This window comes from Wocania arenilitoris (assembly GCF_021728535.1).
GTDB lineage: Bacteria > Bacteroidota > Bacteroidia > Flavobacteriales > Flavobacteriaceae > Wocania_A > Wocania_A arenilitoris.
The window spans coordinates 1-12,994 of sequence record NZ_JAKKDU010000024.1 but is presented as its reverse complement, the minus strand read 5'-3'; the positions used below and the strand labels follow the sequence as shown (position 1 = coordinate 12,994).

Annotated in this window: 13 protein-coding genes and 1 tRNA gene; 8 read left to right on the top strand and 6 right to left on the bottom strand. The window is 30.6% G+C overall.

The genetic code is table 11. From position 1 onward, the window contains the following. On the top strand, positions 1-189 hold a 189-nt coding region (locus L3X37_RS14855; protein WP_237240954.1), incomplete at its 5' end, for a transposase. 269 nt (positions 190-458) lie between these two features. Here L3X37_RS14855 and L3X37_RS14850 read toward each other — a convergent pair. From L3X37_RS14850 to trxA, 4 genes are all read right to left on the bottom strand, one after another. Continuing rightward, positions 459-532 (bottom strand) — tRNA-Asp (locus tag L3X37_RS14850). 79 nt (positions 533-611) lie between these two features. Next, positions 612-1,541: a DUF58 domain-containing protein gene (locus L3X37_RS14845; protein WP_237240953.1), complete on the bottom strand. Its 930-nt coding sequence runs from the start codon at positions 1,539-1,541 to the stop codon at positions 612-614. 15 nt (positions 1,542-1,556) lie between these two features. Next, positions 1,557-2,099 (bottom strand): ClpP family protease, encoded by a 543-nt coding sequence (locus tag L3X37_RS14840; RefSeq protein ID WP_237240952.1) that lies wholly within the window; start codon positions 2,097-2,099, stop codon positions 1,557-1,559. Positions 2,100-2,177: 78 nt separating this feature from the next. Further along, positions 2,178-2,495, bottom strand: a complete 318-nt coding sequence (gene trxA / locus L3X37_RS14835) for a thioredoxin (RefSeq protein WP_237240951.1) — start codon at positions 2,493-2,495, stop codon at positions 2,178-2,180. Positions 2,496-2,851: 356 nt separating this feature from the next. On the opposite strand from trxA, the gene L3X37_RS14830 reads away from it, so the two are divergent. From L3X37_RS14830 to rpsU, 5 genes are all read left to right on the top strand, one after another. Further along, positions 2,852-3,283 carry an SRPBCC family protein gene (locus tag L3X37_RS14830; RefSeq protein ID WP_237240950.1) on the top strand — a complete coding sequence of 144 codons (432 nt, stop codon included), beginning with the start codon at positions 2,852-2,854 and terminating at the stop codon, positions 3,281-3,283. Continuing rightward, positions 3,273-3,596, top strand: coding sequence for an ArsR/SmtB family transcription factor (locus L3X37_RS14825; RefSeq protein WP_237240949.1), 324 nt, complete (start codon positions 3,273-3,275; stop codon positions 3,594-3,596). Before L3X37_RS14830 ends, L3X37_RS14825 begins: the two co-directional genes overlap by 11 nt. 85 nt (positions 3,597-3,681) lie before the next feature. Further along, complete coding sequence (locus L3X37_RS14820) at positions 3,682-4,386, top strand: queuosine precursor transporter (RefSeq protein WP_237240948.1); 705 nt, start codon at positions 3,682-3,684, stop codon at positions 4,384-4,386. Positions 4,387-4,505: 119 nt separating this feature from the next. Then, on the top strand, positions 4,506-7,175 hold the full coding sequence (locus tag L3X37_RS14815; RefSeq protein WP_237240947.1) for an AsmA-like C-terminal region-containing protein: 2,670 nt from the start codon (positions 4,506-4,508) through the stop codon (positions 7,173-7,175). Between the two features lie 73 nt (positions 7,176-7,248). Further along, the gene (gene rpsU / locus L3X37_RS14810) at positions 7,249-7,443 is read left to right on the top strand and encodes a 30S ribosomal protein S21 (RefSeq protein ID WP_136481582.1); all 195 of its coding nucleotides are present in this window, start codon (positions 7,249-7,251) and stop codon (positions 7,441-7,443) included. Between the two features lie 58 nt (positions 7,444-7,501). Here the strand turns inward: rpsU and L3X37_RS14805 are convergent, their stop codons facing one another. Further along, positions 7,502-8,296: a DUF2797 domain-containing protein gene (locus L3X37_RS14805; RefSeq protein WP_237240946.1), complete on the bottom strand. Its 795-nt coding sequence runs from the start codon at positions 8,294-8,296 to the stop codon at positions 7,502-7,504. Positions 8,297-8,338: 42 nt separating this feature from the next. Here L3X37_RS14805 and L3X37_RS14800 point away from each other — a divergent pair, with 42 nt between their 5' ends. Beyond that, positions 8,339-9,853, top strand: a complete 1,515-nt coding sequence (locus tag L3X37_RS14800; protein ID WP_237240945.1) for a GH3 auxin-responsive promoter family protein — start codon at positions 8,339-8,341, stop codon at positions 9,851-9,853. 132 nt (positions 9,854-9,985) lie between these two features. Continuing rightward, positions 9,986-11,611, top strand: coding sequence for an OmpA family protein (locus L3X37_RS14795; RefSeq protein WP_237240944.1), 1,626 nt, complete (start codon positions 9,986-9,988; stop codon positions 11,609-11,611). 709 nt (positions 11,612-12,320) lie between these two features. Here the strand turns inward: L3X37_RS14795 and L3X37_RS14790 are convergent. Further along, positions 12,321-12,860, bottom strand: a complete 540-nt coding sequence (locus tag L3X37_RS14790; RefSeq protein WP_262910842.1) for a sulfatase-like hydrolase/transferase — start codon at positions 12,858-12,860, stop codon at positions 12,321-12,323. Between the last annotated feature and the right edge of the window lie 134 nt (positions 12,861-12,994).

The window sequence follows — 12,994 nt, the reverse complement described above, 5'->3', positions numbered from 1 at the left end:
CAAACGCCTATTATTAAAGCCACAGGAAAACGCTATACCGTAAATATGATTTCAGCCATAAGCAATAGAGGGCATTTACAATTTATGCTAATGGACAAAGGGTTTAATAGTGAGGTTTTTAAAACCTTTTTGCAGCAAATGATTAAATATAGTAAGAGAAAAGTGTTTTATATTAGGGTTTGTAAATAATGTTTAAACTTCTGCAGTTTTAAGTAAGGAATTTAACATTAAAATGGAGTTTTTATTCTTTAATAATTATGTTACTAATAGTCCTTCCACCATCAATAAGGTTAAAAATATAGATCTCAAAACAAAAAAGCATCCCAATTTTCTATAAAGAAAAAAGGAAAGCTTTCCATCGGTTCAACTACGTAAACCATCCCATTTTACTGGGACAACACAACTTCTTTTAATTGCCAAAAAAAGCCCTAATCTCTTAGAGCTTTTAGCAATACTTGCGGTCTGGACGGGACTCGAACCCGCGACCTTCGCCGTGACAGGGCGACATTCTAACCAACTGAACTACCAGACCGTTGCATTATTGCGGTTGCAAATATACACGCCTTTTTTTTATATCTCAAATCTTTTTAGTGTTTTTTCGTAAAATATTACTAAATAAATTTTTGTCGTTCTATCATATAAGTTGTAAGCACATTATTAAAATTATTATTAATATCGGCTTCTACATATTTAATTTTGTATTGCGCGCATTTTAAGCGCAAAGCTTCAAAATAAGCACTTACCGAATCTTGATAACTTTCTTTAATAGTATCGGCATATAAATTAATATACTCACCAGTTTCAACATCAATAAATCGTTTAGGCTTATTATCAAAATCAAACTTTAATTCTTTGTCTTTATCAATCACATGAAATAAAATTACTTCATGTTTATTATATTTTAAATGGCGTAAAGCTTCAAATAGTTTGGTATCATCTGCTGAAGTTTGAAACATATCTGTAAACAAAAAAATCATTGATCGCCTATGAATTTTTTCTGCTATTTGATGTAAATATGTATACGTTTCGGTAGTTTTATTTAAAGGCTTAGAAATAACAGCATCACTTAGTTGATTTAATAACATTTGATGATGACGCTCGCTTCCCTTTTCAGGCGAATAAAAGTCATAATCGTCACTATAAATACTCAGCCCTACTGCGTCTCGTTGTTTTTTAAGCATATGCATTAAAGAAGCTGAAGCTAATGCAGAAAACCCTATTTTATTTAAATGATTAATTAAAAAGTCATCCACTTCTGGATAATGCATCGAGCTACTATTATCTACAATAATATGGCAACGTAAATTGGTTTCGTCATCATATCTTTTGGTATAAAGCTTGTCTGTTTTAGCAAACAGTTTCCAATCAATATGGCGTGTGCTTTCTCCTTGATTATATATTTTATGTTCAGCAAATTCTGCCGAAAATCCATGAAACGGGCTTTTATGCATTCCAGCAATAAAACCTTCAACCACTTGTTTTGCAAGCAATTCGAAATTTTTAAAGCCACTAGCCTTATTAAGTTCCTGCTGTAAATTCATGGTTATACCAATATCCTATTTTAAAACAGCATCAACAATACCGTAATCAACAGATTCTTTTGCACTCATCCAGTGATCGCGATTAAAATCTTTCATTATTTTATCAAAAGTTTGTCCGCAATTATCAGCTAAAATTTGGGCACTCAATTCTTTAGTTAAAATAATTTCTTTCGCTGTAATTTCAATATCACTTGCTTGACCACGAGCACCACCACTTGGTTGATGAATCATTACTCTAGCATGAGGCTGAATATAGCGCATCCCTTTTTCGCCAGCCGATAATATAATAGACCCCATAGAAGCTGCAAAACCTGTACAAATAGTTGATACTGGACTTTTAAGCGACTTCATACAATCGTAAATAGCAAATCCAGATGTTACATAACCACCAGGGCTATTAACGTATAAATGTATAGTTTCATTAGATAAAGCATCTAAATATAATAATCTATCTACTACGTGTTTAGCCGAATCATCATCAACTTGTCCCCATAAAAATACTTTTCGGGCTTCTATTAATTTACTATCAATAGCGTTTTGAACTTTATTTTCAATCATAATATTAATTTTGCTTCTAAAATAAAAAAAGGTTCACCATAAATGGCAAACCTTTTCAATTTTCTTTTTAATTATCTTTTACAAAAGCGCATCAATAGCATCTGTATAAGCATTTTTAGGTGCTACACCAACTTGTCTACCAACAACTTCACCATTTTGAAAAACCAAAACAGTAGGAATGTTACGTACACCATATTTTGCAGCAAACTCTTGATTTGCGTCAACATCAACTTTACCAACAACAGCTTTACCTTCGTACTCACCACTTATTTCCTCAATAACTGGCCCAACCATTCTACATGGTCCGCACCAAGCGGCCCAAAAATCAACCAATACTGGCTTATCACTTTTTAAAACTGTTTCTTCAAACGTTGCATCTGTTATTTCTAATGCCATAATTTTATATTTTAATCTATTTTAATTTATTTTAATTTTATTTACAAACTTAATCAAAATATTTTCTATAGCTTACAAACAAACTATTTGTTTTACTTATAACCTTATTGGCTACAATTATCTTATAACTTTTGGGCACAACCCGAGGGGTCGGGCTTTCACTACTCAATCCCTCCTTTGTCGGGGATTTCAAACATTTAGTTTATACTGAGCCTGTCGAAGTATTCAATCCCTTGCGCCGGTGCAGAATATATTTTGAAAGTTTTATTTATGCAACCAAAATGTTGCGTATTAAATTTATTTATCTTAGTTTAGCAACCATAAAGTTGCATTTAAATCAAAAAAAACAAATAATTATGAATGATGTTATTAAAAAAGAAGTTGTCTTTAATCATGCTATAGATAAAGTATGGGATGCTATTTCAAAAGCTGAAGAAATCTCAACTTGGTTTATTCCTGCCGATTTTAAAGCGGAACCCGGATATCAATACACGTTTACCTCTCCTCCAAATGAAAAAGGTTGTACAGTTATAAGTGGAGAAGTAAAAGAAGCAAATCCCTATATGCTTGTCTATACTTGGATTGTAGCTGACACAAAAGTAGAAACTACTGTAAAGTGGGAACTAGAATCAACCCAAAATGGCACAAAATTAACTTTAGAGCATTCTGGAATTACAAATTATGCTGGTAAAACCGCTGTAGCAATGTTTGAAAGCTTTAATGGTGGTTGGGATAATTGCATTTCTGGTTTAACAAGCTATTTAAAACAAGAAGTTAATGCAGGATAAAATAACCAAACTATTTAAAGCGATTGCAGATCCAACAAGGCGTGAAATTTTTCATGCCTTGATTTTTGCTACCTCTGCATTGTCTATCACTCAAATATCCAATCAATTTGATATCACAAGGCAAGGTGTTACCAAACATATTAAAACACTTGAAGAAGCTGGTTTGATTATTATATATGCCCAAGGACGAGAACGTTTTTGTAATGCCAACCCAAAAGAGCTTCAAGAAATAAATAAATGGCTAAAATTTTACGAACAATTCTGGGATAATAAATTGGGAGACTTAGACAATTATTTAGATAATAAAACCTAAAACTAATTAGTTAACCTTCAAAACTTTGATTGAATTTGTTTTTTTTATCTAAATTGTGTCAAGAAGGAAATAATTCACAACTTACATGACTCTAAAAGACAAACTTGTTGCACAAAGAATATATTTACTTCTGGCAGCGCTATTTATAACTTCGTTAGTTGTTTCAAACCTAATTTTTCAAAAGTTTTTTTATTGGTATCCTGTTGATATTGAATTTTTTGGAAGTAAACTTTTTGAAATTTCGGTTGGTATTCTACCCTACCCAATTACCTTTTTAATAACCGATTTAATCAGTGAAATATATGGTAAAAAGCGAGCAAATCAGGTCGTAGTTGCTGGTATTTTTGCTTCATTTTTTTCACTTTTAATTGTTTACGTTTCTAATATTGTTCCTGCAACTAGTTGGTCGCCTGTGAGTAACGAGATGTTTTCTACAGTATTTGGGAACACTGTACTTGCTGTTTTTGCTAGTATGATGGCGTATTTATTTGCACAGTTTGTCGACATTCAAATTTATCATTTCTGGAAACAACTAACTAAAGGAAAACACTTATGGCTACGTAACAACTTCTCTACTTGGTTATCGCAATTTGTTGACACTTTTACTGTTGTTGGGCTTTTATGCATGTTTAATATTATTGCGTGGGATAAGTTTTTAGGCCTACTCTTCTCTGGCTTTTTATTTAAAGTTTTAGTTGCCGCTTGCGATACACCGTTTTTATATTTAGGTGTTTATTTGTTTAGAAAACGTTTTAATTTAAAAGTGAATGAAGAGATTGATTTGCTTTAAAAATCTAAATCTTAAAAAAATTTAAAACTATGTTTTCAACCTTTAACACATTTTCTACGTATATCAAAATAGCATAGATTTGTTTAAAAACTGCAAAAGTATTACATAAAAAAAGACACATGATAAAAGCTTTAAAAATTATAGGCATCACATTACTTATTATTATAGCCCTTTTAATCGCCATTCCTTTTGCGTTTCAAGGACAAATTAAAGATATGGTAAAGCGTTTTATAAATGAAAACGTGAATGCTAAAGTAGAATTTAGCGACGTAAGTTTAAGTTTTCTTAATAACTTTCCCCAAGCACATGTTAGCGTGAGTGATTTGATAATTACAAATTTCGAGCCTTTTAAAGATGAAACTTTAGCCACAGCAAAAAACATATCGTTTACAATGCCAATAAAAGAGCTATTTAAAAAGGCAGGCGACGATCCAATTATTGTAAATTCAATTGATATTGATGCCATTTTACTAACCTTAAAAACCAATAAGTTTGGCACTAATAATTACGATATTGCTAAAGAAAAAGAAAGTGAAGTAATAGCCAACAACAATCAGAGTTTCTCCTTTAATCTTGAAGATTACAGCATTAAAAACAGTGCATTAACCTATCTGGATGAAGCCTCAAATATTGCTATTCATGTTTCTGAATTAAACCACGAAGGAAACGGTATTTTTTCCGCGGAAGCGTCAGAATTAGACACCAAAAGCGAAGCCAATATTAGCATTACTATTGATAGCACAAACTATTTAAGCAACAATCCAGTGAAGCTCGATGCTTTAATTGGACTAGATTTAAACAACAGTATTTATACCTTTAAAGAAAACAAAGGTTTTATAAACGATTTACCTTTAGAGTTTCAAGGCTATGTAAAGCAATTAGAAAACGAGCAACAAATTGACATTTCTTTTAAAAACCCAGAATCTGATTTTAAAAATTTTCTAGCAGTTATTCCAAAAGCCTATTCTAAAAATATTGACGACTTACAAACAACTGGAGACTTTAAAGTAAATGGCGTTATAAAAGGATTATCATCAGAAAAAACTATTCCTAATTTAGACATTAATATTACCTCAAATAACGCCTCGTTTAAATATCCTAATTTACCGAAACGGGTGACCAATATTTCTATAAATACATCTATAAAAAACACTACAGGAAATGCAGATGATACATATGTAGATATTGAAAAACTAAATTTTAAAATTGATGATGATGTTTTTAAATCCTCAGCAACGCTAAAAAACATTATAAAAAACATGCTAGTAAACGCTAACATTGATGGTGTTTTAAATTTAGCTAACATTACCAAAGTGTATCCTATTAAGCTAGAAAATGCTTTAAGTGGTATTTTAAAAGGAAAAATAAATACGTCTTTCGATATGAAAGCTATAGAAAGCAATGCGTATGAGCGTATTAAAAATAATGGTTCGGCGAGCATTTCAGATTTTGTGTTTTCATCCGAAGATATTATTAATCCTATTCATATTTCTCAAGCAGACATGACGTTTAATCCAGGAACTGTATCATTAAATAATTTTAAAGCAAAAACGGGTGATAGCGATTTAAATGCCACAGGAACCATTAAAAATTTATTAGGTTTTTTGTTAATTGATAACACTTTGCAAGGGAATTTTAATGTAAATTCTAACCTATTTAAGGTGAGTGATTTTATGACTGAAGACGAAGCTTCGTCTGAAAACAAAACCACAAGTGATACTGAATCTTTAAAAATCCCAGCGTTTTTAGATTGCGCCATTAATGCCAATGCAAAAACCGTAGTTTACGACAACTTAAACTTAAAAGATGTTAAAGGCGCGCTTTTAATTAAAGATCAACAAGCTACACTGAGGAATATGACATCCAGTATTTTTGACGGTGCATTATCAATTGCTGGTAATATTTCAACAAAAAACAAAACACCTACTTTTAATTTGGATTTAGGAGCAAACGGATTTGATATTGCAAAGTCGTTTAAAGATATGGAATTGCTTCAAAACTTAGCGCCTATTGCAAAATTGCTAGCCGGAAAATTAAACACCAACATTAACCTGTCAGGCAAATTAGATAAAGAGTTTTCTCCTGATTTGAGTAGTGTTTCTGGTAACGCTTTCGCGGAATTTTTAGCCACTAGAATTGGAGCAAACCAAAATGAATTAATGACAAAACTTGAAGGCGCACTAAATTTTATAGACTTTAAAAAACTAGATTTAAAAGATTTAAAAACCAAACTGGAATTTGCCAACGGGCAAGTAAGCGTTAAACAGTTTCAAATAAAATATGAAGACATTATAATTAACGTTTCTGGCTCACACGGTTTCGATAAAACCTTAAATTACAGTGCTATTTTTAACGTACCAGCAAAATATTTAGGAAGTGAAATTAATCAGTTAATCGGGAAAATTAATACTGAAGAAGCTAAAAATATTTCCATTCCTGTCACAGCAAATATTGATGGAACATACACAAATCCAAACGTAAAAACCGATTTAACAAGTGGCATTAGCAACCTAACAAAGCAACTTATTGAGATTGAAAAACAAAAACTTTTAAACCAAAGCAAAGACAAGATTAAAGATTTAATAGGCGATGTTATTGGTGATAACAAAACTAAAACCGACTCGCTTAAAAAAGAGCAAAACAATACTGTTAAAGATGTTTTAGGAGGTATTGTTAACGGCAACAAAACACCATTAGATAGTACAAAAACAAACACTAATGATGCTGTTAAAAATGTACTTGGCGGTTTATTAGGCAAGAAAAAGAAGAAACAAGATACTATTAATTAGGATTTAACAATAAAAAAACAGAACTTTGCCACCCCTTTTAGGAAACGCATAAAACAAAAAACAAATTACATTTATGTTAAAGATAATAGTTAAAGATGGTGAAAACATCGAGAGAGCTTTAAAACGCTACAAAAGAAAACACAGAAACATTAAAGTGATGCAAAATTTAAGAGATGGTCAGTTTTTTACTAAACCATCGGTTAAAAGACGTCGCGAAATCCAAAAAGCAGCATATATTCAAACCTTAAGAGATCAGGAAGATATTTAATTTTTAGTTTAAAAATAAATCATATAAAATTCCATTTGTAAGTTTCAAATGGAATTTTTTAATTTATAGAAATATTTACCACCAACCCTTCGTTTGCACGTACATTAAAAACCATATCATCTTCAAAAATCAAATATTGCCCTTTTAGTCCTACAAGTTTTCCCGAGTACTCTTGTTGCTTAATAATATTCAAGCTTTTAGGTTTTTCAGGGTATCTATAAACAGGAAATTCTAAGTTAGTTTCGGTATTATTCTCAATAAAATAATCATGAACCTCAGTTGGAATATATGGTTTCAATCGTTCGCGCCATTCCACTAAGTTTTCATCTTCAATTTCATTTTTAAGCATTTTTCGCCAATTAGTTTTATCGGCCACATAGTTTTTTAAAGCCACTTCGGTTATTCCTGCTAAGTACCGATTTGGAACTTCAACAATTTCAATAGCTTCATGTGCGCCTTGATCTATCCAACGTGTTGGCACTTGCTGTTTTCTAGTAACACCAACTTTAACATTGCTAGAGTTTGCTAAATACACAATATGTGGTTGCAGTTGTACTTTTTTTTCATAGCCTAAATCGCGATCCTCTTTTCCTAAATGAGCTCTGCTTAATTCGGGGCGCATTATCCAATCTGCGGCTTGTGGCACTTCATAAAAACATTGTTTATCAAATCCTTGGCGATAAATAGGTTTATTTAAACCACAGTTTAAGCACTGATATTTAACAAATTGTATAGTAATTGCTTTATTTAACAACTGATTCATGTTTAAAAAATCGTTCTCAAACACTAAATAATATTGAATGGGTTGCGAAAACTCGGTTTCCATTTTTGTTAAAACACCTTGGTAGGTCATAAAAAAAAGTCTTATTTTTAAAAACTTAAATATAAAATAAATATGCCAATTCCTTTAGTAAATTCTATTGCTTCTTGGTTTTTAAAAAAGCGTTTTCATCAAATCGATTTGTTTTTAAAATACCCAAACGAAGTACAAAACGAGTTGCTTTTTAGTCTTTTAGATTTTGCTAAAAATACAACGTTTGGAAAAAGATATGATTTTGCATCGATAAAAGATTACAAAATTTTTGCAGAACGTATTCCAATAAATAATTATGATGTTTGGCAAGATGATATTGAGCGCTCAAGAACTGGCGAGAATAATATTTTTTGGCCAACACCCATAAAATGGTTTGCTAAATCTAGCGGTACAACACGTGCTAAAAGTAAATTTATCCCTGTTAGCCCTGAGTCTTTAGAAGATTGTCATTACGCTGCAAGTAAAGATTTACTTTGCATGTATTTAAACAATAATGAAGAGTCACAATTATTTACAGGTAAAAGTTTACGCTTAGGAGGAAGTAAAGAGTTATATAAAGAAAACGGCACTGTTTATGGAGATTTATCGGCTATACTAATTGATAACATGCCCTTTTGGGCAGAATTTAGTAGCACTCCAAGCAACAAAGTTTCGTTAATGAGCGATTGGGAACATAAAATGCAAGCCATTGTTGATGAAACAATAAACGAGAATGTTACCAGTTTAGTTGGCGTTCCCTCTTGGATGCTAGTACTTTTAAACAATGTTTTAGAAACTACAGGAAAACAAAACTTATTTGATGTTTGGCCTAATTTAGAGGTGTATTTTCATGGCGGAGTAAGTTTTACACCATACATAGACCAGTACAAAAAAATATTGCCAAAAAAGGATTTTAAATATTACGAAATTTATAACGCCTCTGAAGGTTTTTTTGCCATTCAAGATCAAAATAACTCGAGTGAATTACTACTAATGCTAGATTATGGTATTTTTTATGAGTTTATACCTATGGATATTTACGCCACTCAAGATGAAAAAGCGATTCCATTAAGCGAAGTAAAACTCAATCAAAACTATGCGGTTATTATTACCACTAATGCAGGTTTATGGAGATATAAAATTGGAGACACCGTTCGATTTACTTCATTAAATCCATATAGAATAAAAGTTTCTGGCCGAACGAAACATCATATTAATGCTTTTGGAGAAGAATTAATTATTGAAAACGCCGAAGATGCTTTAAAAAAAGTTTGTAAACGTACTAAAGCTGAAATTGTAGATTACACAGCTGCACCAATTTTTATGAAAGACAAAGAAAAAGGGGCTCACGAGTGGCTTATTGAATTTAAAACACCTCCAAAAGATCTTAACTATTTTAATGAATTATTCGACAATGCTTTAAAAGCATTAAACTCAGATTACGAGGCTAAACGCTATAACAATTTAACTCTTAATAAACCCAAAATACATATTGCCCGCGAGCGATTATTTTATGATTGGCTTAAGCAAAATAATAAATTAGGAGGACAACATAAAATACCAAGACTTTCAAATACCAGAGATTATATGGATGATTTGTTGAGTTTAAATTCATAGTTTTATTAATTCAAAAGATATTCAAAATCAATTAGTTAACGAATTAAATGACAATTGATCTAGTAAATTATATTTTATATTGAGTTATCTACTATTTTTAAAAACTAATTAATCCTTAAAACCCTTATTAAAATGAGAACTAATTTATTCGTTATCATTTGTTTTATATCAAATTTTATATTTAGCCAAGGAACTTCAAATCTTATTGCTACAAATATTAATACAACAAAGCATTCTTTATCATATAACAATAATTCTGCTGTTACTAACAACATAGGACCCAATGGTTTTGAATTTGAAGTTTTAGACGCTGGAGTAAATACTAAATTCTCTGAAATTGGAACTGGTTTTTTTAGAAATAAACTCATTATGGTTTCGTCTAAAAAACTGGGCGGATTTGCAAAAATCGATTATAGCACAAATGAAGCTTATAAAGAATTATTTTGTTTGGATATTAGTGCAAATGGAGCTTTAAGTAGACCTTTATTATTCTCTAGAATGCTAAACACAAACGACAGTGAAGATCAACTTACTTTTTCTCCAGATCAAAAAACGGTTTACTTTACAAGAAGTAGTAGAGAAAACTCTCTTGAATACAAATTATACAAAGCCACTTTAGAGGAAGGTTCTCATGGAAATTGGATAAACGAAGAATTATTAAATATCAACAAAAACAATGCTTCAATTGAAACACCATTTTTAAACAGAACTGGAGATAAGTTGTATTTCTCTTCTAACATGCCTGGTTCAATTGGCGGTTATGATATTTATGTTTCAAACGTTAAAGTTGATGGTACTCTAGATACCCCTAAAAATTTAGGACATTCAATTAATACAACTTCTGATGAAAAATATCCATCATTATCTATAGATGGAAAACACTTATATTTTTCTTCAAAAGGACATCAAAATATAGGTGGTTATGATTTATTTGTTAGTCGCATTTTAAGTAACAAGTACAAAGCTCCTAGAAATTTGGGAAATACCATTAATACGAATTATGATGAAATCGCCTATTTTCTAGCAACAAAAAATAAAGGCTATGTATCTTCAAACAAACCAAATGGAAAAGGCAGTTTTGATATTTACACCGTAGTTAATGACGAAATTATTCAATCTTTAGAAGGGAAAGCTATTGATTTGGTTACAAAAATAAAACTACCAAATACGCTTGTTATTTTAAAAGATGAAGACAATAATGAAGTAGCGAGACAAATGACCAACGAATCTGGATTTTTTAGTTTTGATAATGTAATACCTTTTGAACAATACACTTTAATCACCCAAAAAGATGGTTTTAAAGATGGTACCTTTGTATTTTTAGCAAATAAAAACTTTGACACAACTTACAATAAAGATTTAGAATTAAACACAACTGAACCTGTAATTGCTAAAGTTGATGAAGAATTAAGAATTGTATTGGAAAACATTTATTTCGATTTTGCTAAATATTCTATTAAAGAAGAGTCTACTATTTCTTTAAATAAAATTATTAAAGTACTTAACCATAAACAAGATATTAAATTAGCTATTAATGCACATACAGATATTAGAGGCAAGAATAGTTACAATTTGAAACTATCTAACAAAAGAGCTAAATCTGCATTAAACTATTTAATTAAAAATGGTATTAATAAAAATAGATTAACATCAAAAGGTTTTGGAGAAACAAAACCATTAATTGATTGTAAATATTATCCGTGCACTGATAAAGAACATCAATCTAACAGACGTATTGAGTTTGTTATTTTAGATTAATCAGAAAAACTTATTTATCTGCATCGACTAAGTACAGGTTAAAAAAGAGTTTAAACGAGTATTTCGTCTAATCATCTAAAAGCTTTAAAAACACTTTGTGAACTTTATAATTAAGTATACTTTTAAAAAGTAATAATTGTTTAAATCACATAAATACAACAATATATATTTTTAATCCCCTCATTAAAAAGTTGCTTTTTTCTTACAAAATTAATCATAGTGTCTATTATTAATTAACATCCATAAAAAGAGGTCGTCTAAAAAGCAATTTTTAGGCGATTTTCTTTTTGGTATTTTTCAGATTTAGTATTTGGTTTTGAAGTTTTGAGTAAAAATCTTCAAAACTAAAATAGTTAAAGTACTTTTATATAGCTAAACTGTACTTTTTAAGGTTATGTTATGTGCCATTGCAATTAAGCCTATCTCTACATTTACTTTGTCGATTCCTCTTAACATAAAGCGTTTTAAAGTTCAACTAACCTAAATTAATATCTTTATCTACCTTATTTTTGTTCATCATTTTCGCTTATCTTATAAGGTCTTACATTATTAATCTAATTAAAAAACCTATACGCTTAAATTGAAGTTTGGCTCGTTTTTATATTTTGAAATAAATATTTGATGCTTTGAAATAGAAGAGTAACCTTCTTTAAATTTCTTGATTATTATGGCAAACTCGTTCCTATTTTTAACTATATATTCCTTCTCTTTATTGATATTCTTTTAATATCGCTTTAAACTCTTTTACTCTTTCCTGCACCGCTAGCGATTGATCTTCTATATTCAGTGAATACTGCTCTGCCTTATCCTTTGATATATCATAGAATTCTCCATTTTCATATAGTTTCCATTTTTTATCATGTACATAACGTCTGTTCTTGAATTTTCCCCAATTAGGCGCATAATGACAAAAGACCCAATCTCTAGGTTTAGATATTTTCCCTATCAATTGAGAATAAAACCCTACTCCATCTGTTTCCACGCGGTCTATCGAAATATTCGCCACCTGTAACAGTGTTGGAAGAAAATCAGTAAAATCTATAAGATTGCTATTTACTTCTCCATGATGAATGGTTCCTTTCCAATTGGCAATAAAAGGCACATGAGTTCCTGCATCTGTAGTTTGTCCCTTATCTCCACGAACCTGTACGCTATTCTGAATGGAAACTACTTTATTGCTGGTACCATTATCACCCACAAAAAGTATCAAGGTGTTTTCCCTGATTCCTTCTTTATCTAATTTTTCCATAATTCTACCTACTGTAAGTCTTCAGATAAATTTGAACTTTTTGGTTTAAAATTTAAGAGAGGGTTTAATGCTAATTTAAGCTAAATTTTTGATATTGTTTTTTTCTGTCGTTTAATGTTTTGATTTTCGTTTTA